Genomic DNA, 22,237 nt, shown 5'->3' on the forward strand with positions numbered 1-22,237 from the left:
GTAAGCGGTGATTTTCCCCCACGTCTATATGGGAGCCAGTGACGCTGCTCTCAATCGGGCTATTGTGTTCACACCGGGTGGAGGAACTCGTTGGTTTCAATGGCCTTGAGGGCGGCTTTGAGCGATAAGCCCTGGTGGACAGGGAACCATTGGCCGGTATGGCGATGCCATTGGACATCGAACCTGTTTTGGCCGATCCAGTCGATGCGAACGAAGGGTGCATCGAACTCCTCACCGAGGTTCTCAGGAAAGCCCGACCGGTAGCGTTGCAGGAAGCGATACTTGCTGCCATGCCATTTCCCCTGGATATCGACGGGGTAATTGAAGGGTGTCTGATTGACGACCGGCAGGAAGCGCAGCTTTAGGACGGTGTCGATAAAGGTCTGGCATGTCGCGGTAATAGTGGCCTTTTCATTGGCTGACAATGTCATGGGGCACCCTCTGTTGTCGCAACTTTCCTGTTCCAGGGCAGCAGACCTTCGATGTCGGCCTGCCTGTGGCCGGTGACGATAGCCGAGAATGTCTGAGTGAGCCAAGCCTGGGGATCGACGGCATTAAGTTTGCAGGTCTCAATCAGTGACGCGATGACAGCCCAGTTCTGGGCGCCGACATCATGACCGGCGAAGAGGGCATTCTTCCGGTTCAGGGCAATTGGCCGGATCGTGCGTTCGACGGTGTTGTTATCGATCTCAACGCGCCCGTCTGTCAGATACAGGCTCAGCCCGTCCCAGTGCTTGGTGATATAGCCCAGTGCCTGTCCGAGCGGGGATTTGCCCAGCACCCGCGCCTGGCTTTGGTCAAGCCATATCTTGAAGGCGTCCATCAGCGGTGCGGCACGCTCTTGTCTGACCGCGAGGCGCACGTCAGCACTCTGGCCCCGGATGTCGGCCTCAATTCGGTAGAGGACGGCGATGCGCTTCAGGCCCTCTTCAGCGATCGGGGCAACATTGTTCTTTGCCACATCCATCAGCTTGCGGCGGGCATGAGCCCAGCAATAGGCGAGGTTGAGCGGCGCCTCCGCCCGTCTAGCAAGGCGGTTATAGCCAGCATACCCGTCCACTTGCAGTGTCCCCCTGAAGCCTGAGAGCATATCCTCACCATGCTGGCCACTTCTGCCCGGTGCATAAGAAAGGCCACCCCGGGTGGACCCTCGCCATTCCATGGCCGGTCGTCGCGCGCCAGCGCCCATAGATAGCCGGTTTTGGTCTTGCGCCGCCCGGGGTCCAGGACGGGCACCGGCGTCTCGTCCATGAAGAGTTTCGATGATCGCTTGAGCTGATTGAGCAGGCAGTCATACACGGGCCTGAGCTCAAACGCTGCCCGCCCGACCCAGCCAGCGAGTGTCGACCGGTCGAGCTTGATGCCCTGCCGGGCATAAATCTGGCTCTGGCGATAGAGCGGGAGATGATCGGCGTATTTGGAGATCAGAACCTGGGCCACTGTGGCTTCCGTCGGTAAGCCCCCTGGGATCAGGCGGCCTGGCGCAGGCGCCTGGACGATACCATCCTCACACGTCCGGCAAGCATAGCGGGGGCGGCGGGTGACGATCACCCGGAACTGGGCCGGGATGATATCCAGCCGTTCCGACACATCCTCGCCAATCGCATGCATGTGGCAGCCACAGGCACAGAGAGTGCTCTCGGGTTCGATGACCTCATCAATACGTGGAAGGTGCTGCGGCAGACTGGCGCGCTCACTCTTCGGCTGGCGAACCTTCTCCACAGCCTGGGCGGCGGTCTTGTCTTCGGTGGCGATGGCGACAATCCCAACCTCGATATCCTCAAGCGCCAGGTCATATTGATCCGGATCGAGCTTCTCGGAACGCCGCCCGAACATGGCTGCCCGGAACGCCTTCACCAGCGCCTCAAGCCGGGTGATGCAATCCTCCTTGGCGGAGATCACGCCTTCCTTCTGGATGATCACAGCTTCCTTCGCGGCAAGCTCTGCTGCCTGGGCGATAATCATCGCCTTCAGGGCTTCGGTATCATCGGGAAGGTCGGTCTCTTTGAACATGATCAGACCATAGCAAAACAGCGGCCCGAGCGGCAGGATTATTGTTTCCCTGAGTCACTCTGCCGCAGCTATCCAGAGACTTTGTCAGACCTTCGGTGTCCTCGCCCGGAGCGGCGTCACCCGCCGCCAGTCGAGACCGGCGAACAAAGCCTCAAACTGGGCATGGCTCAGCGTCATCATGCCCTCGTGCACCTCGGGCCAGGTGAAGCTGTGCTCTTCCAGCCGCTTGTAGGCCAGCACCAGACCGCTGCCGTCCCAATAGAGAAGCTTCAACCGGTCGGCCCGCTTCGCCCTGAACACAAACACCGTGCCCGTGAAAGGATCCTTCCTGAGCTCAGACTGGACCAGCGACGCCAATCCGTCGTGGCCCTTGCGGAAGTCCACCGGCTTCGTCGCTACCAGGATACGCACCCGATTGGATGGGAAGATCATGCCCCAAGAGCTCCGAGCGCCTTGGCGATCTCGGCAATCCGCGCCGCTGGCGTTGCACCGTCAAGCCGTACCGTAACACCGCCCGAGATGACATCGACCGTGCCAGCCAGGATGGGCGCAGACCCCGACCGGGACGGCGCATCGTCCTCCACACAGACAGGAGCAAAGAAGCCGACCTCGTCATCCTCCGGCAGCACCAGCTTGCCCTGTCGCGCCAGGCGTCGCCAGGTCGACAGATGGTTGGGACGAAGGTCATACCGCCGAGCAACACCATCTACCGTCGCGCCCGCCCTCAACGTCTCCGCTACAATCCGCGCCTTCACCTCATCAGGCCATCGCCGCTGACCCTTCGGCGTCATGACAATCTGCGAAACGACATCACTCTCACGCTGTAGCTCCATATGGCCTCCCATGGACAAAATCACTCCCTGCACCTTGTGGCAGATCATGAACTCATACGGAACGTGGGGGAAAATCACCGCTTACGGATCGCCTATGAGCGATCATGACTTACCAACCGAGCGTGACCTTTTAAGATTACCACTTTCTTATAGGTCAAAAGACAACATCGACTTGCCGATATGCTCCAAACTGTCGCTCCTGGCTTGTTCCAAACATGCAGCTAATAGTGTAGCTTCATTGGTAACGCACAACACCAGATCGCGAGCTAAGACCAGATGGGCTATTGTACGTATCATCATAGAAATGCGCCCCGAGGAAGCCCTGATTGCTCTCTCTGCACAATGTGGGTCATTTACGCTATCTGCTGTATAATTCTGGGTATTATTGGCTTGTTTTTTAGTCTCTGGTTGTCTGCCGTCGCAGTGATTGGATACGTACATGCTGCCACGGGTTACGATAGGATCAGCTCCCAGAAACCTAGTACAACGGACAAAAGAACGTCTATAAGGCTGGCTGCAGCCAAAAAGAAGTTGCACGACCCGTCAGCTCTATATCTGACGGCACCGTTACATTATACGGGGCGGGATTTATCAATACAGTCGCATTCGAATGATAGGCGCTCATACAAGGTATCGTTAAAAAATATGACCTGCAGCTGTCCTGACTTCCGGAAAAGCAGAGCTTCATTCCCTAAACGAGATCCACGACGAGCCTGTAAGCATATCGTTGAGGGATTGGATCAATGCGGACTCTTGGACAAAGAGGGCCACCTAACCCGTGCGCTTCTAGGGAACAAGAACCCTGAACTTGGTTTGGCGACTCTTTCTGCCGGATATCAGGTGATCTTAACCCACAACGATAGAGGTTGGACTGATATCTATTCGCCAACCAGAAGATGTAAAGAGCTTGCTGAAAATCCAACCGGGCCCTATGAATGGTTTGGATTTTCCTCTGGTTGGCAAGACCAAAGGCCGCCTAACGCCAGGGAGGTAAGGCAAGTAATTGCAGCGTTTTTGGATGGCAAAGAAGACAGATGATTCTTGGAAAACGCCATAAAGCATACAATCATATGGCATTGAAAAACTAAATTTGAGAACAGGGTCAAACTGGACCTCTTAAATCGCCTGCAGTTTTCTAGTTAGTAATTACACCATTAATCGTTTAGCATTCTACCCTAGGGTAGAATTACTTCGGGGACTTTCCAATGAGGGATTGTGTTTCTTGGCGTGCATTTGGTGTGTCGTTAACTCTGATATTTGCGTCAGCTCAAGTGAATGCCGCCTCTCGCAGTTGTACTGCTGCTGAAAAACAAGCTGCAAACGATCAGCTGAGAGCTATGGAGGCTGACGCAACCCTTCAGTCGCAGATTGCTACCAGGCACGCACCGTTTGGCGTGCAGGTGGACACTGTCTCAGCCAACAACGAAAATGTGCTGTTCCAGAACGGATATACTCTTAACCAAAATATCACGACGGATTTGACTAAAGCGAAGGAAGCCTTGTGGTCATACAACCCTATTGTTGTTGGGATCAGGAATGGTCAACTCACAATCGTGCCTCAGGAAGTAGTTGATCAAGAAGTAGCTGTTTACATGATTGCAAGTGCCCTCGCATCATATGTACATTTGGGTGAGGCTTCTTTTAACAGTTTTGACAAAATCAAAGTTGACTCACATTTATTTGAATTTGGGGCACCATTTGGTGAGTGGTGTAAAGCTCGGGGGCACCTGCAAAGTTTTGACTTTCTTGTCCAAATAGGTCTGACAGCGCGCCAGAGATAATGAGTGGGATGATGTGGGGCCAACAAGGTAAAACTGAAGGTGAAAGTTGACATCTCGTCCTTTGCTGTAGTGGAAACGGCAGCAAAGGCCCGACCTTTTCCCATACGTCGACTTAGCGAGCATTAAGGAAAGCTATGATAGCTCCGGCTGGGAACTATCCACCGGACGGTCAAATTTTAGCAAGAGTTGTAGGTAATTATATGAACAAGCAGCCATCGTGGATTGAGCGCCAGAAAGCTAAGGCTAATCTTAGAGCACAAATGACTTTTGGCGATGCTCTGAAAAAAGACCTACAGGAGATGGGTCTCTCTGGTCTGCTGTTCAGAATTGCTATCGCGGGATTTATGATTCTTGGTTTTGTCTTCTGGCTCCAAAATGTAACTGCTTCTGAATACTCCACACCACAAAGCACCGACTTAATGCCATCTAACCAAGTAACTCCGAAACCTGCCGACAAGGACACAACTGCAACTGCCTTGGAAAGCCAAACACAGTCTTCAAAGAAAGCGGAGCCCGGTGAAGATGTTTCCCGGCAGGACCTGGCTGCTGAGGTAGATCTGATTGTGGTCGCGGGTTCGTCTTATGAAGAGATAGGTGGTGACCCCAATCTGTTGCCACCTGCTGGAAACCGTGAAGAGGGTGATATGGGGAATAAAACCAACTCTCAAGAAACACTGGTGACAGAAGGTAAAACAGCTGACTCTTTGTCAGTGCCGTCTGACGTAGTGTTATCAGAATTGCTTAAAAGAAGTCAGGCTTATTATCAGCCCCGCGAAGCTAACTCTAACCAAGGCAGCTATAGCGAAGACGCTAGTCGGCACGACGGTGGTATCTTACGACAAGCGACAGGCCACCAATGGGTTCAATCAACATATGCGAACAAGTTGGCCACTGCTTCAGATATAGTGTTTGCGGTGAATAAGACCAGAAACCAGTTGCTTGCTGAACAGGTAGTAATTTGTATGGATGAAGCCCTAGATGAGCCCATGGTGCGCGACCAAAGCATTGCCAGCCTGTCCTCAATGTGCCTGCTTTTATTGGAGTGAACTGAAATTTAGTCACCTATTAATCCGTAATATTAGGACGCAGCAAGGTTTTTATCGTTGAGAAAAAGGCAGACTAAATAAGGGTCGAATAAGTTCAGATTAGGTATGAACTATTGCATCACCGAGTTGATGGGTGCGTTTGCGCCACCATACCGAGAAACACGAGGGTCATTTGCCCCCAAACCTTGGTGCCAGCATACGCGCCATCCCCCGTCAGCAGAAAACCATATGCGGCATAGGCCACAATCAGGAAAAGCGAGAGAGAGACAGATATCTTCACGCGCTTTCCAATCAGCGGCTTCATTGCCCGCATCTGCACCTTTTCACGGTCAGACAAACCTAGTTCCATAATCTTCAACTTCCCTGTTCAGCCATACGAGTTGATCAGGAGCACATGATGCTGGGCACCATATGCTCCTGACCTAGGGGGGTTGGGGGGAGGGTAGGTCCGCCTAGTAGTTGTAGGTGAAGGTCAGCCCGTAAGTCCGCGGCATGCCATACTGGGCAAAGGCGATCCGACCACCACGCTGTGTAAACACGTGCGTCCGGTATTCCTCATTGCCGATGTTCTGACCCCAGAGGGATACTTCATAGTTACCCTCTACAGACTTCCAGACCAGACGGGCATCCCAAAGGCTGTAGCCAGGAATGGTCGCCAGATCGTTCATGTCCGGGTCGTAGTAGCTCAGGCTCTGGTGACGCCACTCAACAGTTGCCGACAGCGTGCCGTTGTCGGCCATATCGTGTGTGTAGTTCAGATAGGCGTTGGCACTGTTCTTTGGAGCCTGACGCAGCCGGTTACCGTCAAATACTGCATCCGGATCTGCCGCGGATGGCGTGCCCTGGAACTTGGAGTAAGTCGCGTCCAGATATGCATAGGAACCGCCGAACTCAAGACTTTGCGTAATCAGCGCAGTCCACTCGACTTCAAGGCCTTTGATATCCGCTTCACCGGCGTTTTCGGTGATAAATTCACCAAAGTCACCGCCCAGAGGCTGGAAGAAACGGGTAACCTGAAGGTCTTTATAGTCAGTATAGAAAGCCGTTACGTTCAGGCGCAGGCGACGATCCAGCAGGTCCGATTTGAAACCAACTTCAAAGTTGGTCGCTTCTTCTGGACCGAATGGCGTGGCTGCAACTGCAGCCGTAGAGGCACTACCTGTGAAACCGCCACTTTTGAAGCCCGTGGACACGTTAGCATATGCCAGCACGTTGTCGTTGATGCGGTAATCCAGCGCGACCCTCCAGGAGAAGTCCTTCCAGGAATCTTCAAAGGCAACTTCATCAAATGCCTTCAACAGAAGGCCAATACCTGGGTCCAGAACGGCTTCAGCTGTACCTTCCTTCTTGTCGTAGGAATAGCGCATGCCAACTGTCAGGCCCAAGTCTTCGTTCACATTATAAGTGCCCTGACCGTATAGCGCCCAGCTCTTACCTTTGTGAGTTTGATAGGAGGTTTCCACATCCTGACCAGCAGGGCCGCCAAGGGTGGTGAACTCGAAGGTCTCGGACCGGTTGATCTCTTCTTTACTGAAGAAGGCACCAACCAGCCAGTCAAACGTCTCGCCACCAGGAGATGTCAGGCGGAATTCCTGCATCCACTGTTCGGATGTTTCAAGCGCTGAGTCATTGATGTCGAACGTAAAGCCTTCGCTTGCCGAATCCGTCAGCGGAATACCCGGGTTACCGGAACTGCCCGTCAGGTCGATCAGGCCAGGATATGGTGGCAGGCCTTCAGAGTCCTCAAGCCAGTCGAAATCACTTTCGCGGTAGGCCGTAAGGGACATGAAGCTTGCCCATTCCATGTCATAGTCAAGCTGCAGGTGCGTACCAAACACATCACGTTCGGTATAGCCTTCCGTTTCCGCCAGGGTGTCCCAAGGGCTGGTGTTACCACCAAGCGCTTCGTTCACCGCCACAGGATCGGATGCACAGCCACAGTTATGGAGCGGGCCAGCCGACCCAACAGGTTCACGGTTGGTTGCGCCCATGCTGTCGTCGGCACCATCAAAGGAAAGCAGCGCTTCGAAATTGTCGCTCAGCACTCAACGGAACTGGCTGCGCCATGCGAACGTATTCTGCTCACCCCATTTTTCGCCGAAGTTCTCGCCCGGCAACACATTTTCAATGTAGCCGTCGCGCTTGCGACGGGAAAAGGCGAACTTGCCGAAGAATGTGTCGCTGATAGGACCAGAGATCATGCCGCCCGTATCGAACGTGTCATAGTTGCCAACAGTTTGGCGGACACGGATTTTGGTTTCATCGCTTGGCTTGGACGTCACAAAGTTGATCGAGCCACCGATGGAGTTTTTGCCGTACAGGGTCCCTTGCGGACCACGCAGCACTTCCACGCGCTCCAGGTCGAAAATATCGAATACCTGGGCGGTACGTGCAGCGATATAGACACCATCGATCGATACAACGGTTGAGTCAGAAGCAGAAGCACCATCTTCCTTGGTACCAATACCGCGAATGGCGATTTCCGGCTGACCCGGGCTAAAGGCCGCGAAGACCATACCCGGTGTCCGGTTGCCGACATCCTGGAGCGACGCGATATTCGCTTCACGCAGTTTGTCGCCCGCAATAGCCGTGATAGCCAGCGGTACATCCTGCATGCTCTCAGAACGTTTCTGAGCCGTTACAGTGATTTCTTCGAGCATGAACCCGCCGGAATCTTCATCCTGTGCCAGGGCATAATTCGTAGGTAGCGCAGCCAGTAAGGCCGACGCCGAAGCAGTAAGCATAAGTTGTTTCATGTCACTTCCCATTTACATTACCGGCGGCAACTCTTCAGTTGCCAATTCACGTTCTCAGCCATCTCTTCCTTGCAGCTTCAAACGCGATACTCCCTTCAATCCGGTAGTGAGCGTTTCCCCTTCCAAACTATCCAACGTCCCAACCAGCTTCTGTCCCCTTATTGGATGACAGGGGCTGTGCCATCCGAGGCCGATTGGTGAAACACGATCATTGACTGACCGTTCGTTCTATATAATTAAAAAACCTCCTCATATCTGCATTCTAACTTCAGGACCCAATCCTGTCTTGCGGGCCTTATCAGGCGTCAAAATCTAGGATCAAATTGTCAGATACTGGATAACTCTGACACGTAAGAATGAATCCTTTTTTAACATCATCCTCTTCAAGGCCATAATTTAGCACCATTTCCGCCTTGCCCTTCACAACCTTGGCGCGACAAGTACAGCAAACACCACCTTTGCACGAATATGGTACATCAATACCGCCATCGGCGATTTCATCGAGCAACGGCTTGTCCGTTTGCTGTACCTGAAGATTGAAGCTTTCGCCGTCTCGGATTACGGTCAGATTGACTTGGCCGGTCTTGGCATTCTTGGCCCGGGGCGCGGCATTCTTCGCGGCAGCGTCCGTGACACCGAAATGCTCATGGTGGATACGGGAAGGCTCAACACCTTCTTCTACAAGCGCAGCCGTTACCTCTTCGATCATGGTGCCCGGGCCACAGACATAGGCCTCGTCAATCGCGTCAACAGGCACAATGCGCCCAAGAAGGTCTTTCACCTTTTTGCCGTCCAGGCGACCATTGAACAGCTCGATGTCATTTTCTTCCTGACTGAGGAAGTGATAGACGCTGAGCCTGCCCATAAACTGGTTCTTAAGATCGGTAAGTCGGTTGCGGAAAATGATGGACCGGCCATTCCGGTTGCCGAAGAACAGGACAAACCGGCTCTCTGGCTCTGCCTCAAGCGTCGTCTTGATGATGGAATAGATCGGCGTGATACCACTGCCTGCCGCAAACGCCACATATGTGCGCTCTGCAGACGGCTCAAGTTCCGTGCGGAACGTCCCTACTGGCGGAAAGACATCAAGGGTATCACCCACTTTCAGATCGTTATTGATGAAGGTCGAAAAGATGCCGCCTTCCACCTTGCGAACTGCAATATCCAGCCGCCCGTCTTGCACGCTGGACGCAATGGAATAGCTGCGGCGAATATCCTGGTCGTCAAACTTCTTGCGCAGGCCAACATGCTGGCCCTGCAAATAGTTGTATGTATCCGCCAGTTCCTCCGGAACCGCAAAACTCACACACACCGTGTCCTGTGTTTCCTGGGCGATACTCTGAACCGTCAACGGGTGATAATGCTTCATCTACTGATCCCTGACTTAGATACACTTGAAATATTCGAAAGGTTCAAGGCATGCATTGCACTTGAAAAGGGCTTTGCAGGCTGTGGAGCCGAACTCGCTCACAAGCGCCGTATCCTCTGAACCACACTGGGGGCAGGCAATGGTCATGCCTGCACCGCGCGTCCCACATGGGGAAGGTGGCGCGATGCCATATTCCTTCAGCTTGCGCCGACCCTCTTCGGACATCCAGTCCGACGTCCATGGGGGAGACAAGACCGTTGCCGTTTCCACCGTGTAGCCAGCATCCTGAAGCGCAAGCTCGATCGCGGCGGTAATCAGGCTGGTGGCCGGGCACCCGGAATAGGTCGGCGTCACTTCCAGCTTCACAGCTGCATCACCGGCAATCTCCACGCTGCGCACAAGCCCCAGGTCCACAACCGAAAGCACAGGCACCTCCGGGTCCGGCACGCCTTCAAGCACTTGCCAAACGTGCTGTTCGGTTCCAAAGGCGGCATCTTGTTGGGGGCTTGCGGTCATCATGGTCACCAGGACAGGCCGGGATAGGCGCGCTGCAGGAACTGCATTTCTGCAAGCAGGTGCCCCAAATGTTCTGTGTGGTGCCCCGCGATGCGTCCTTTCGTGGGCGCAGCTTTCCGGGCAGACGGGCTGATATCAGCTTCCTGCAACAGGTCTGCAACTGCCGCGTTCCAGCCCGCCTCAATCCCGGATGGCCGCGGCACGGTACCCGCTTCATAAAGCGGCGTCTCTGCGGGTACATCCTTGAACATCTCAAAAGTGAAAGACCAGAGATTTTCAAGACCGTCCTGGATACGGCGATTACCTTCGTCCGTGCCCAAAGCCAGGCGACGGAACCAGTCGGCTGAAAAGCGGAGGTGATATTCAAGCTCGCGCACGGTTTTCGCCGCGATTGCCGCCAGCTCCTTGTCGTCTGAACCAACCAGCAGTTCCGAGCGCTTCAGGTGGAACATCATGAAAAGATAGTGGCGAACAATTGTCTGCCCGAAGTCACCGTTGGGCTGCTCCACCAGCAGGTGGTTACGGAAATGATGACCGTCTCTGAGGAAAGCGAGATCGTCGGCCGATTTGCCCTCGCCCTGAAGTTTGGCGGCATATTCATAATAGAGCTGCGCCTGACCGATCAGGTCCAGGGCAAGGTTGGAGCATGCAATATCAAGCTCCATGGCCGGTGCGTGACCAAGCCACTCAGAAACACGCTGCCCCAGGATCAGGCTGTCATCAGCCACACCCAGCACATACTCCAAAAGGGCAGCCTTTGTGTCATTTGCTTTCTGCGTCATCTGTCCACCCCTTAAATATTCGGGACATCTTTGGGGATGTCATAGAAGGTTGGATGGCGATAAATCTTGCTCTCTGCTGGCTCGAAAAGCGCGGCAGCTTCACCTGGGTCAGAGGCTGTCACATCCTTGGACCGCACAACCCAGATGCTGGTTCCTTCGCCCCGGCGGGTATAAAGGTCCCGCGCGTTGTCTATGGCCATTTGCGCGTCTGCCGCATGGATACTGCCGGCGTGTTTGTGCGAGGTGCCGTTCTTGGAACGGATAAACACTTCAAAAAGATCCCACTGGTTACTCATCTCACTCTCCCGGCTTATGCTACTGCGGCTTTTTGGTTCTGTTTGGCGGCATAGGCTTCCGCGGCTTCGCGAACCCAAGCGCCATCTTCATAGGCGTTGACACGGTCTCGGATACGGTCGCGGGCACAGATGCCTTCGCCGCGCACCACCGCCCAGAATTCATCCCAATCGATCTCGCCGTAATCATAGTGGCCGCGTTCTTCGTTCCACTTCAGGTCGGGATCGGGAACAGTCAGACCCAGCGCCTCGGCTTGCGGTATGGTCGCGTCAATGAAACGCTGGCGCAGCTCGTCATTAGTGAAACGCTTGATCTTCCAGGCCATGGACTGTGCCGTGTGGGTCGATTCCGCATCTGGCGGCCCGAACATCATCAAGGACGGCCACCACCAGCGATTCAGCGCGTCCTGCGCCATTTCTTTCTGCGCTTCAGAGCCCTTCGCCATGGCCATCATCAGCTCATAGCCCTGGCGCTGATGGAAGCTTTCTTCCTTACATACCCGAACCATCGCCCGCGCGTATGGACCATAGCTTGTCCGGCACAGCGGAATCTGGTTGGTAATGGCCGCGCCATCCACCAGCCAGCCGATGGCGCCAATGTCGGCCCAGTTCAGCGACGGATAGTTGAAGATCGTGGAATATTTGGCCTTGCCTTCGTGCAGTTCCTGCACCAGATCATCGCGCGCAACGCCTAATGTCTCTGCAGCGCTATAAAGATAAAGGCCGTGGCCGGCTTCATCCTGGATCTTGGCGATCAGGATAAGCTTACGGCGCAGCGATGGCGCGCGGGTTACCCAGTTTCCTTCCGGCAGCATGCCGACAATCTCGGAATGCGCATGCTGCGCAATCTGACGGATCAGAGTCTTCCTGTAGGCCTCTGGCATATAATCTTTTGGCTCGATGAACTGATCATCGTCAATGCGCTCCTGAAAGGCAGCGTCATCCTCAGTCACAGTAGCCAGCTGCTCCTGCTGGTCCTTCTGCTTCTGCTCTTTGGTCCGTAGGTCGGTTGTGTACATTTGACTGCCTCTTTGCTTTCGCTTTGTTCCAGCGGCACCTTAGAAGTTCGGTCAGGTGCTCAATCAGCGCGACATTTTCTTCATTTTATAATTAATCGACCGGTCGGTCAATATACTTAAAAAATGAAGCCCTTACTTCACTCTGCCTAGTTCCCTCGGTTATCCACCACTCTACGGGCCTTGCCCTCAGAACGCGGCACACCGCCCGGCTCACGCAGGTCGATCTTTGTCGACACGCCGATCAGATCCTTGATCTTTTTCTGCAGCGACACAGCGGCAGCGGCCTTGTCTTCGTCACCCGTTACGCCCGCCGAAACCTCGGTCACCACGGTCAGCGTATCCATCCGCCCCGTGCGGTTGATTTCACAGTAATAGTGCGGCGCAAGCCGTGGATCCTGACAGATGAGATCCTCAATCTGGGTCGGGAACACATTCACGCCGCGAATGATCATCATGTCGTCGCTGCGACCCCGGATACGGTCCATGCGGCGCATGGTGCTGGCGCTGCCCGGCAGCAAGCGCGTCAAATCCCGCGTGCGGTAGCGGATGATCGGCAGCGCCTCCTTGGTCAGGGACGTAAAGACAAGCTCACCCTCTTCGCCGTCCGGCAGCACTTCACCGGTTTCAGGGTCGATAATCTCTGGATAGAAATGGTCTTCCCACAGAGTCGGGCCGTCTTTCGTGGACCTGAATTCCTGCCCTACACCGGGGCCCATCACCTCCGACAGGCCATAGATGTCGACGGCGTCAATATTGAAACGAGCCTCAATTTCCTGCCGCATCTCAGCCGTCCAGGGCTCTGCACCGTGAATACCGATCTTGAGCGAAGTCGAAGCAGGGTCAATGCCCAGCCGCTCAAACCCATCCGCCAATGCTAGCATATATGACGGCGTCACCATGATGATGCTCGGCTTGAAATCCTGGATCAGCTGAACCTGCTTGTCCGTAGCCCCACCCGACATGGGCACTACGGTACAGCCACAGCGTTCCGCGCCGTAATGAGCGCCCAGGCCACCTGTAAACAGCCCGTAGCCATAGGCCACATGCACCATGTCACCAGCCTTGCCGCCCGCAGCGCGGATCGACCGCGCCACAACATCAGCCCATGTATTGATATCCTTCATGGTATAGCCAACCACGGTCGGCTTGCCGGTCGTACCGCTTGAGGCATGCAGACGCGCGACCTTTTCCCGCGGCACAGCAAACATATCGAAAGGGTAATTGTCCCTTAGGTCCTGCTTCACCGTGAAGGGAAATTTAGCAAGGTCACTCAGGCTTTTCAGGTCATCTGGGTGTACGCCCGCCTCATCAAAGGACTTTTTGTAGAAAGGCACATTGTTATAGGCGTGCGCCAGCGACCATCTCATGCGTTCAAGCTGCAGGCCCTGAAGCTCATCGCGGGAGGCGTTCAGTATCGCATCTTCTTTGACAGACATGACGAATTCTCCCTTAAACGCGCTCAATGATCATGGCAATACCCTGACCAACACCAATACACATGGTGCACAGGCCATACCGGCCACCAGTATTCTGGAGCTCTTTCGCAGCTGTCAGAACAAGGCGGGCACCGCTCATACCAAGTGGGTGACCAAGCGCGATCGCCCCACCGTTCGGGTTGACCCGGGCATCATCGTCCGCAAGGCCAAGCTGGCGCATTACCGCGAGCCCCTGGGCTGCAAACGCTTCATTGAGCTCGATCACATCCATATCGTCAAGGCTTAGGCCCGCGATTTTCAGAACTTTTTCCGTGGCCGGCGCAGGGCCAATGCCCATAATACGCGGCGGCACGCCGATTGTGGCTGTCGCAACCACCCGCGCCATAGGCGTCAGCCCTTGTGAAGCCGCCGCCTCTTCAGAGGCGATCACCAGCGCGCATGCTCCATCATTCACGCCCGAGGCATTCCCGGCGGTAACGCTGCCATCAGCGCGGAAAGGCGTTGGCAGCTTCTGCAGGCTTTCAATGGTGGTGCCTGCGCGGGGATGCTCATCCTTGTCGACAAAACGCGTTTCCTTGCGGCTCACTTTCACATCCAGCCCGACAATCTCCTGGGCCAGGCGGCCATTTTCCTGGGCCTTGGCTGCCTTTTCCTGGCTGCGCACCGCGAACGCGTCCTGATCAGCGCGCGAAATATCAAATTCCGCCGCGACATTTTCTGCCGTCTCCGGCATCGAATCGATGCCCCAGTTTTCCTTGATCAGCCGGTTCACGAACCGCCACCCGATGGTGGTATCGAAAATTTCGGCATTGCGGGAAAAGGCCTGGGTGGCTTTCGGCATTACAAAAGGCGCCCGGCTCATGCTTTCCACACCGCCCGCAACAATGGTCTGGGCTTCGCCGGTGCGGATCGCGCGGGCCGCAATGGCCACGGCATCCATGCCAGAACCGCAAAGCCGGTTCACCGTTGTACCGGAAACTGTTTCGCCGTACCCCGCCAGCAGGGCGGCCATGCGCGCAACATTGCGGTTGTCTTCACCCGCCTGGTTGGCACAGCCAAGAATGACGTCATCCAGTTCTTCCGTTTTCAGGCCACCGTTGCGCGCCTTCAGTGCCGCAAGGGGCACCGCCGCCAGATCATCAGCACGGACCGCAGACAAGCTGCCACCGTATCGGCCAATCGGCGTTCTTACTCCATCACAAATAAATGCGTCCTTCATTGGTTTCCCTTCCGCGGACCTAGTCTAAATCAATCGGCGTAGATGTTCGGTGAGCCCTACCTGTAAAGCTGGCCACCAACTCATCATCGCCGTTAAAAATTTCAGTATGGTAAATGCCCGACTTTCCGGCGTCGCCGCTTAAGCGGCAGACGGCCGTCAACTCATCGCCTGGCTGGCTTGGGCGCAGGAATTCGATCGAGCAACCAGACGCCACAGTCATGAACCCTGTAGTATTGCAAGCCAGGGCAAAGGCACTGTCAGCAAGGCTGAAAACCGCACCGCCGTGCGCTGTGCCGTAAAAATTCAGCATGTCCTCGCGCACCACCATGGATAGCTTGGCGTATCCCGGCCCGACATCCAGCATCCGGATATCCATCAGCCCATCCATCTTCGCACGCGGCAGAAGATGATTGGCGCATCGCCGCGCCAGTTCCTGCTTTTCGAAACTCACGCCCTAGCTTCCCTTGTAGTTGGGTTGGCGTTTTTCCAGAAAGGCCGAAACACCTTCTGCGTAATCGTCGGAATAGCCGGCCTGGCGCATCATCTCCGCCTCCAATGCGAGCTGTTCCTGCAGGCTGTTTTTGGCGCTTACATGGAAGGCCTTCTTGGTAAGCGCGAGGCCAAGTGTCGGGCGCTGCGCCAGCGTCTCTCCAAGCTCGTTGGCTTCAGCCATCAGGCTGTCGTCGGCGACCGCTTTCCAGATCATGCCCATATTAGCGGCCTCTGCGGCCTTCACAGGAAGCGCAAGCATGGCAAGCGCCTTGGCCCGCGCCATTCCAATAAGCTTCGGCAGGATGAAGGTGCCGCCCGTATCCGGGATCAGGCCGATATTACTGAAGACCTGCACGAACTTAGCGCTTTCAGCCGCCAGGACAATGTCACAGGCCAAGGCGATATTCGCGCCCGCGCCCGCCGCAATACCATTGACTGCCGCAACCGTAGGCACAGGCAGATTATATAGACGCGTGATCATCGGCGCATAACCGTCGCGAACCGTGGCACCAAGATCCGGGCGCTCGCCACCCGAGCTGACAGCCCGTTCGTTCAGGTCCTGCCCGGCGCAGAAGCCACGCCCCGCACCCGTAATCAACAAAGCCCGAATGTCAGAGTCTGTTTCCACAACATCAAGCGCGTGGCAAATTTCACGCAGCATCACGGCTGTTACAGAGTTCAATTTGTCAGGACGATTAAGCGTCAGGTGCGCGGCACCGTTCTCTACCGCGAATGTGATCGCCGTATATTCCATAGGGCTTCCCTTCCCTCAGTTTCGTCCCCCGTGACGAAAGCTGCAAATCTTCCCAAGTTGATCATTTATTGACCGACCGTTCAATCTTTTATTGACGGCGCATCATGATTTGTCAATATCTATGTGTGTCATTTCGCCGCAGCGATGCAAAGCGAAAGCAAGAGATGAAATCTAACCAACTGATTTCAAAATAGAAAATAGCGAGATTGAATGTGACGCCTTTTTTTGACCGCCACCGGGACCTGCTCCAGCAAGCGATTGCCGCAGCGCAATCCAGACAGTTCTGGAGCCCGTTTTCGGAGATTCCGTCACGCAGCATCTATGGTGAGTCCGCGCCGGACGATGGCGAACAAGCCTTCATGAAGCTTCTGGGGAAGAAGTTCGTGATCGACCAACCCCAAAGCGGCAGCTGGATCGGCAATGAGAATGCCCTTTATGGCCTGCCACTGGATATCAGCTACCCTGCTTCCAGCCCGGATGCCCTAGTTGGCGCCGCCAAAGCGGCTGCTCGGGATTGGGCGGCGACATCCATCGGTGAAAGGATCGGCATACTGACCGAAGCCCTGGTCAGGCTGAATGCCCGCAGCTTTGAAATCGGCCATGCGGTGAAACACACTACAGGCCAGGCCTTTGCCATGGCCTTCCAGGCTGGAGGCCCGCACGCGCAGGACCGCGGTCTTGAAGCGCTGGTCTATGCTTATCAGGAAATGGGCAATGTGCCGGGCCCGGTTACCTGGCACAAACCCCAAGGCAAAAGGCCGCCGCTGGTTGTTGAAAAGGCATTCCATATCCGACCCAAGGGCATCGCCTTGGTTATTGGATGCAACACCTTCCCGACATGGAACAGCTATCCTGGTCTTTTCGCCTCCCTCGCCACCGGGAACACTGTGATTGTCAAGCCGCACCCAAAAGCCATCCTGCCGCTTGCGATTACAGTTGAGGTTCTGCGCAGCGTCCTGAAGGAAGCTGGCCTTGACCCGAATGTTGTCACCCTTGCGGTCGACACTTCTGAGAACCCAGCAACCGAAGCGTTTGTCACCCACCCGGCCATCGGCATCATCGATTTCACCGGCAGTGCAACGTTCGGCAACAGGGTTGAAAGGGAAGCCCTGCGCGGCGCGCGCACATACACGGAAAAGTCTGGCGTCAACAACATCCTGATCGACAGCACAGACGATATCAGCGGCATGGCCTCCAACCTCGCCCTGTCGCTCAGCCTCTATTCGGGGCAGATGTGCACAACCCCGCAAAACCTGTTTGTGCCGAAAGACGGCATCCAGACCAATGAAGGCCACCTTGACTTCGGTGACGTCGTCAACCGTATCACCGAAGCAGTCTCAAACCTCCTCGCGGATGACCAGCGGGCCGCAAGCATTCTGGGCGCCATCGTTAATGACGACGTCAGGCAACGCGTCGAAGACATCCAGCAACAACCAGGACTGGCACTCCCAGCGCGCAGCGTTACCATTGAGGGCGGGCCCAATTGCTGTTTCACACCAAGCTGCCGCATTGTTGAAGCTTCGGAGGTGGAAGCCTACGGTCAGGAACAGTTTGGACCGATATTCTATATCGTCCGCACGGAGGATACCGACCATGCGCTCGGCTGCATCGATACGCTGGTCAGGTCCCGCGGGTCCATGACACTCGGCGCCTACAGCACGAACCCTGAGGTTCTTGACAAGGTCACCAGAACGGCCGTTGACGCCGGCGTGTCGCTATCCTGCAACCTGACTGGGCCATTGATGGTCAACCAGGCCACTGCCTTCAGCGATTTCCATGGCAGCGGGGCCAACCCCGCCGCCAATGCCAGCCTGACAGACAATGCCTTTATTGCGGGCCGGTTCAATATCGTGGAGGTCCGGCACAATGCAGGCTAATCCAGACTGGAACGCGATACGCGAGTCGATTGAAAGCGGCACCTTCGGGACACCCCTGAATGGCGGCCCTGTAACCTTGATGCTGGGCACATCAATCGAAAACTATGATGCCGATAGCGGCACGTTGACCGCTGGCTTTGTGCTTGGCACAGACTTTCTCAATGACAATGGCGTCGTCATGGGCGGCATTGTCACGGCAGCGCTGGACCTGGCCATGGCCATGAGTGTGATGGCCCGCGTGCCGGAAGACACGGCGGTCGCCACCACCAATCTCCAGATGCAGTTTTTTCGACCCTGCCTGCCAGGTAGCTATTTGGCCGAAGCACGGCTGGTAAAGTTCGGGCGGCGCATCGCCTTTTGTGAAGCGCAGCTGCTTGACAGCGCAGGAACACATATTGCTACTGCAACCAGCACAAATCAGCTACTGGTGTAAAAGACCCGGTCATATGCACCGGGTTTTCAGAAGTCTTCTGGACCACCACCAAGACAGTTGCTACTGTCTCGCAGTATTAACGAAGAACAAGGGCTTTACCAAACATGGCGCGTCCACAATCACCGGATTATGATGAGCGGAAACAGGCGATCCTTGACGCCGCGACGCGCATTTTCTCGCAGGAAGGCTTTCACAAAGCCTCTATTGGCCAGATCGCGCGCGAGTGTAAAATCTCAAAATCCCTGCTGTATCACTATTTTTCCTCGAAGCAGGAAATGCTCTATCACGCGATGGAAGACCATGTTCAGGACCTGCTGGCCACCGCAGACGAAGTGTTGGCAAAGGGCCTGCCGGCACAGGAGTGCTTGAGCGAAATCCTCAAGGAATTCATGCACCTGTATGAAACCGCGTCAGACAAGCACGTCGTTCTTTCAAATGAACTTGGGTCGCTGACAGACGAACAGCGCAAACATATCGTTGCCCTGCAGGCCAAGGTCGTAAAAGCCTTTTCCGACACGCTTGATCAGATGGTGGATGTAGACCTGCAGGAAAAGCAGGCAAAGACAGCCATCGGGATGCTTTTGTTGGGCATGATCAACTGGACCCACATGTGGTACAAGCCAGACGGCGTTCTGAATTCGTCGGCCATCGCCCATTTGACCAGCCGCATCTTCACAGCGGGAATCACATCGCTCGGCGAGGATGATTTCAAAAGCTGACCCACTGGAAACCAGTGGGCCAGCAGGCTCCATCGACCCTAGTAGGTGCCAGGTTGCGCGTTCAGGGTCAGCAGCTCATATGTCGCGCAGATATCCCCGTCCTGATTTGTAATCTCGACATCCCAGCGCACTTCGCCGTAGTCAGACCCGATCCGTTCCACCTTCTCCTTGCAGGTCAGGCGGACTTTCATGGAATCACCAGGGAAAAGGGGCTGCATGAAGCTCAGGCTGTTAAGGCCGTAGTTGGCCAGTACCGGCCCTGGATCCGGGTCTACGAACAGGCCCGCCGCAAAGGAAAGCATCAGATACCCGTGCGCCACCCTTTTGCCGAAAAACGGGTTGGCGGCCGCCGCCTCTTCATCCATATGGGCATAGAAGGTATCGCCGGTGAAATTGGCGAAATGCTCGATGTCTTCCATCGTAACAGTCCGCGGGGCGGTATGGATGGTGTCGCCAATCTGAATTTCAGCGAAATTCTTGCGGAACGGATGCGGCTTGCAATCAGCCTCCGTTGAGCCAGGTACCCAGCGGTGCGTCACTGCGGTGAGAACGTCGGGTGATCCCTGAACCGCCACACGCTGCATATAATGTGTCACGCCGCGAATGCCGCCCAGCTCTTCGCCGCCACCGGCCCGACCTGGGCCGCCGTGTTTCATGTGCGGCAGCGGAGAACCATGCCCCGTGGCCTCGCCCGCACTTGTGCGGTCAACCACATAAAGCCGGCCATGATATGCCCCAATGCCCAGAAGGGCTTTCCTTGCGGTTTCAGGATCGCGTGTGAACAGCGATGACACAAGGCTGCCATGGCCCTTGTTGGCAAGGGCAATCGCTTCGTCAAAATCACCGTATGGCATCAAGGTGCTAACAGGCCCGAAGGCTTCCACCGCATGCACAAGCTCTTTCTTGAGCGGATCGTGGCAAACCATCAGCGTCGGGGCCACAAACGCCCCAGGCTCACTCGGATCAAAAGCGTTCCGGCCATCCAGAATGATGTCGCACTCTGTTGCCAGTTCGCCGATCCGCTGGATAACCTCATCGCGCTGAGACCGGCTCGCGAGCGCGCCCATACGGACGCCTTCGCTGCGCGGGTCGCCAACAGTAATCTTCTGCAGCCGCTCCTTCAGCGCTGCCGCCACGGCATCAAGTTGTGCTGCAGGCACAATTGCACGCCGGATAGCGGTACATTTTTGCCCCGCCTTGACAGTCATCTCCCGCGCTACTTCCTTCACAAACAGCTCAAACTCTTCGCTGTCGGGAGAAACGTCCGGTCCAAGAATGCTGGCATTGAGCGAATCTGTTTCGGCAATGAAGCTCGTGTTTTCCCGGCGCAGCACCGGGTGGCTAGAGAGTTTGGCTGCAGTATCGGCTGACCCCGTAAAGGACACTACATCCTGGCAGGTCATATGATCCAATAGATCTCCAGTGCCGCCGCAGATAAGCTGCAGCGCGCCTTCCGGCAGGATATCAGCTTCAATGATGCGCTTCACGACAGCTTCAGTCAGGTAGGCGGTCGCCGAAGCCGGCTTGACGATGGCAGGAACGCCAGCAATCAGCGTCGGCGCCAGCTTTTCCAGCATGCCCCAAACGGGGAAGTTGAAGGCGTTAATGTGAACGGCCACGCCCTGCAGGGGCACCATCACATGCTGCCCCAGAAAGCTGCCGCCACGGCTAAGGCGCTCGACATCGCCGTCGACCAGCACATAGTCGTTCGGAAGCTCCCGCCTACCTTTTGAGGAGTAGACGAACAGGGTGGAAATACCGCCATCCACATCGACCCAAGTATCTGCCTTTGTCGCACCCGTCTTGTAGGAAAGGTCGTAGAATTCGTCCTTATGCTCGTTCAAGAGCTGGGCGATTTCCTTCACCATCAAGGCCCGCTCGTGAAAGGTCTTGCTCCGAAGGGCTGGGCCACCTTTTTCACGGGCGAAAGCCGCCATCGCCCCGAAATCAAGACCGTCACTGCTGCATTCAGCAACTACTTCTCCCGTCGATGCGTCATAAAGAGGTGCGCCGCCACCGGCAGGCCTGTGCCAACGGCCTTCAGCAAAACTTCCCAAAATCATCTTACTTCCCTATCAGTTTGAAATACCGAATCCCGGTATAATTCCAGATCATAACTGTAATAATTAACTGACCGATCAGTCAATCATTTAATCGCATGCATCAGATGGGGAGATATTGGCAGCATGACAGCCGCCCTCATCGGGCAATCAGAAAATGAAGTTTGTCAGAATGAAGTTTGTCAGGCGGAAGCGCCCTCACCCTGGCACCCAAATCAGGCCGCGCAATACAGATCCTTTAGAAGCCCGATCATCTGGCGGACCTCATCGCTTGCCAGGCTGTAGATCACTGTTTGGCTTTCCTTGCGGCTGGTCACCAGGGCTGCATTTTTCAGCACCGTAAGGTGCTGGGACACGGCTGACATGCTCAGACCCGAAGCCGACGCCATGTCTGAAACATTTGCCTCGCGGTAGCACAAGATGCACAATATCAACAGCCGATTGCGGTTATCGAGCGATTTGATGAGGGTCAATGCGCGCTCGAACCCCTCAGCGTCAAATGGGATTTCCGAGTCTACCAAGTTTGCAGTCACTGTCTTGACTCTCCAGTTATTTTTATTATTTTAGCTATTGCTAAATTAGTATGTTCTAAATTAGATAATACTAAACTGAAAACGAGGTGACAAGATGAATATCGATCGGACTGTTTTCGCATTCGCAGGCTTCATGATTCTCCTGAGCCTCGCGCTGGGGCTTTTGGTTCACCCCTATTGGTTTATCCTGACTGGTTTTGTCGGGCTCAACATGTTTCAGGCGGCCTTCACTGGCTTCTGCCCCCTGGCCATGATCCTGAAAAAGCTTGGCTTCAAGCCTGGCGAAGCATTCAAATAAGGTTTTAG

23 protein-coding genes and 1 pseudogene are annotated in these 22,237 nt (G+C 55.3%); 6 read left to right on the plus strand and 18 right to left on the minus strand.

What is annotated here, in order from left to right:
• Positions 1 to 68: 68 nt before the first annotated feature.
• The 4 genes and pseudogenes from KORM41_RS17705 to tnpA form a co-directional block, all read right to left on the minus strand.
• A complete protein-coding gene (locus KORM41_RS17705; RefSeq protein ID WP_068146672.1) occupies positions 69 to 431 on the minus strand; it encodes a DUF3024 domain-containing protein in 363 nt (120 codons plus the stop codon).
• Positions 428 to 2,013 (minus strand): annotated as a pseudogene (gene tnpC, locus KORM41_RS17710) (IS66 family transposase). The gene KORM41_RS17705 and the pseudogene tnpC overlap by 4 nt, the downstream one beginning before the upstream one ends.
• Before the next feature lie 84 nt (positions 2,014 to 2,097).
• On the minus strand, positions 2,098 to 2,445 hold the full coding sequence (gene tnpB / locus KORM41_RS17715; protein ID WP_068146674.1) for an IS66 family insertion sequence element accessory protein TnpB: 348 nt from the start codon (positions 2,443 to 2,445) through the stop codon (positions 2,098 to 2,100).
• Positions 2,442 to 2,846 carry an IS66-like element accessory protein TnpA gene (tnpA, locus tag KORM41_RS17720; protein WP_197421011.1) on the minus strand — a complete coding sequence of 135 codons (405 nt, stop codon included), beginning with the start codon at positions 2,844 to 2,846 and terminating at the stop codon, positions 2,442 to 2,444. The genes tnpB and tnpA overlap by 4 nt, the downstream gene beginning before the upstream one ends.
• 1,205 nt (positions 2,847 to 4,051) lie before the next feature.
• On the opposite strand from tnpA, the gene KORM41_RS17725 reads away from it, so the two are divergent.
• On the plus strand, positions 4,052 to 4,627 hold the full coding sequence (locus KORM41_RS17725) for a hypothetical protein (RefSeq protein ID WP_068151435.1): 576 nt from the start codon (positions 4,052 to 4,054) through the stop codon (positions 4,625 to 4,627).
• 200 nt (positions 4,628 to 4,827) lie between these two features.
• A complete protein-coding gene (locus KORM41_RS17730; RefSeq protein ID WP_156432044.1) occupies positions 4,828 to 5,673 on the plus strand; it encodes a hypothetical protein in 846 nt (281 codons plus the stop codon).
• Positions 5,674 to 5,791: 118 nt separating this feature from the next.
• Here KORM41_RS17730 and KORM41_RS17735 read toward each other — a convergent pair whose 3' ends face one another.
• The 12 genes from KORM41_RS17735 to paaG all read right to left on the minus strand — a co-directional run bounded on the left by KORM41_RS17735 (position 5,792) and on the right by paaG (position 16,309).
• Positions 5,792 to 6,022, minus strand: a complete 231-nt coding sequence (locus tag KORM41_RS17735; protein ID WP_068151440.1) for a hypothetical protein — start codon at positions 6,020 to 6,022, stop codon at positions 5,792 to 5,794.
• A gap of 103 nt (positions 6,023 to 6,125) precedes the next feature.
• Positions 6,126 to 7,718 (minus strand): TonB-dependent receptor, encoded by a 1,593-nt coding sequence (locus tag KORM41_RS17740; RefSeq protein ID WP_068151443.1) that lies wholly within the window; start codon positions 7,716 to 7,718, stop codon positions 6,126 to 6,128.
• Positions 7,719 to 8,429, minus strand: coding sequence for a TonB-dependent receptor (locus KORM41_RS17745; RefSeq protein WP_068151446.1), 711 nt, complete (start codon positions 8,427 to 8,429; stop codon positions 7,719 to 7,721). It abuts the gene before it with no gap.
• A 298-nt stretch (positions 8,430 to 8,727) separates the two neighbouring features.
• On the minus strand, positions 8,728 to 9,798 hold the full coding sequence (gene paaE / locus KORM41_RS17750) for a 1,2-phenylacetyl-CoA epoxidase subunit PaaE (RefSeq protein ID WP_068151450.1): 1,071 nt from the start codon (positions 9,796 to 9,798) through the stop codon (positions 8,728 to 8,730).
• Between the two features lie 15 nt (positions 9,799 to 9,813).
• Entirely contained in the window at positions 9,814 to 10,317 is a 504-nt protein-coding gene (gene paaD, locus KORM41_RS17755; protein WP_380084364.1) for a 1,2-phenylacetyl-CoA epoxidase subunit PaaD, read from the minus strand.
• Between the two features lie 2 nt (positions 10,318 to 10,319).
• Entirely contained in the window at positions 10,320 to 11,096 is a 777-nt protein-coding gene (paaC, locus tag KORM41_RS17760) for a 1,2-phenylacetyl-CoA epoxidase subunit PaaC (RefSeq protein ID WP_068151452.1), read from the minus strand.
• 11 nt (positions 11,097 to 11,107) lie between these two features.
• Positions 11,108 to 11,392 carry a 1,2-phenylacetyl-CoA epoxidase subunit PaaB gene (paaB, locus tag KORM41_RS17765; protein WP_068151455.1) on the minus strand — a complete coding sequence of 95 codons (285 nt, stop codon included), beginning with the start codon at positions 11,390 to 11,392 and terminating at the stop codon, positions 11,108 to 11,110.
• Positions 11,393 to 11,406: 14 nt separating this feature from the next.
• The gene (gene paaA / locus KORM41_RS17770) at positions 11,407 to 12,408 is read right to left on the minus strand and encodes a 1,2-phenylacetyl-CoA epoxidase subunit PaaA (RefSeq protein ID WP_068151458.1); all 1,002 of its coding nucleotides are present in this window, start codon (positions 12,406 to 12,408) and stop codon (positions 11,407 to 11,409) included.
• 146 nt (positions 12,409 to 12,554) lie between these two features.
• Positions 12,555 to 13,844 carry a phenylacetate--CoA ligase PaaK gene (paaK, locus tag KORM41_RS17775; RefSeq protein ID WP_068151461.1) on the minus strand — a complete coding sequence of 430 codons (1,290 nt, stop codon included), beginning with the start codon at positions 13,842 to 13,844 and terminating at the stop codon, positions 12,555 to 12,557.
• A 13-nt stretch (positions 13,845 to 13,857) separates the two neighbouring features.
• Positions 13,858 to 15,063 (minus strand): 3-oxoadipyl-CoA thiolase, encoded by a 1,206-nt coding sequence (pcaF, locus tag KORM41_RS17780; protein WP_068151464.1) that lies wholly within the window; start codon positions 15,061 to 15,063, stop codon positions 13,858 to 13,860.
• Positions 15,064 to 15,082: 19 nt separating this feature from the next.
• Positions 15,083 to 15,514 (minus strand): hydroxyphenylacetyl-CoA thioesterase PaaI, encoded by a 432-nt coding sequence (gene paaI, locus KORM41_RS17785; RefSeq protein WP_068151467.1) that lies wholly within the window; start codon positions 15,512 to 15,514, stop codon positions 15,083 to 15,085.
• A gap of 3 nt (positions 15,515 to 15,517) precedes the next feature.
• Positions 15,518 to 16,309, minus strand: a complete 792-nt coding sequence (gene paaG / locus KORM41_RS17790; RefSeq protein ID WP_068151469.1) for a 2-(1,2-epoxy-1,2-dihydrophenyl)acetyl-CoA isomerase PaaG — start codon at positions 16,307 to 16,309, stop codon at positions 15,518 to 15,520.
• Positions 16,310 to 16,521: 212 nt separating this feature from the next.
• On the opposite strand from paaG, the gene paaN reads away from it, so the two are divergent.
• The 3 genes from paaN (at position 16,522) to KORM41_RS17805 (ending at position 19,338) form a co-directional block, all read left to right on the plus strand.
• A complete protein-coding gene (gene paaN / locus KORM41_RS17795) occupies positions 16,522 to 18,186 on the plus strand; it encodes a phenylacetic acid degradation protein PaaN (protein ID WP_068151513.1) in 1,665 nt (554 codons plus the stop codon).
• Complete coding sequence (locus tag KORM41_RS17800) at positions 18,176 to 18,619, plus strand: PaaI family thioesterase (RefSeq protein ID WP_068151472.1); 444 nt, start codon at positions 18,176 to 18,178, stop codon at positions 18,617 to 18,619. The genes paaN and KORM41_RS17800 overlap by 11 nt, the downstream gene beginning before the upstream one ends.
• Positions 18,620 to 18,723: 104 nt before the next feature.
• Positions 18,724 to 19,338 (plus strand): TetR/AcrR family transcriptional regulator, encoded by a 615-nt coding sequence (locus KORM41_RS17805; protein ID WP_068151475.1) that lies wholly within the window; start codon positions 18,724 to 18,726, stop codon positions 19,336 to 19,338.
• 38 nt (positions 19,339 to 19,376) lie between these two features.
• On the opposite strand, the gene paaZ is transcribed toward KORM41_RS17805, so the two are convergent.
• Together paaZ and KORM41_RS17815 are read right to left on the minus strand one after the other, a co-directional pair.
• Positions 19,377 to 21,401 (minus strand): phenylacetic acid degradation bifunctional protein PaaZ, encoded by a 2,025-nt coding sequence (gene paaZ / locus KORM41_RS17810; protein ID WP_068151478.1) that lies wholly within the window; start codon positions 21,399 to 21,401, stop codon positions 19,377 to 19,379.
• 212 nt (positions 21,402 to 21,613) lie between these two features.
• Positions 21,614 to 21,931 (minus strand): ArsR/SmtB family transcription factor, encoded by a 318-nt coding sequence (locus KORM41_RS17815; protein WP_197421255.1) that lies wholly within the window; start codon positions 21,929 to 21,931, stop codon positions 21,614 to 21,616.
• 94 nt (positions 21,932 to 22,025) lie between these two features.
• On the opposite strand from KORM41_RS17815, the gene KORM41_RS17820 reads away from it, so the two are divergent.
• Positions 22,026 to 22,229, plus strand: coding sequence for a YgaP family membrane protein (locus KORM41_RS17820; RefSeq protein WP_068151481.1), 204 nt, complete (start codon positions 22,026 to 22,028; stop codon positions 22,227 to 22,229).
• Positions 22,230 to 22,237: the final 8 nt, after the last annotated feature.

The organism is Kordiimonas lipolytica, from assembly GCF_001550065.1.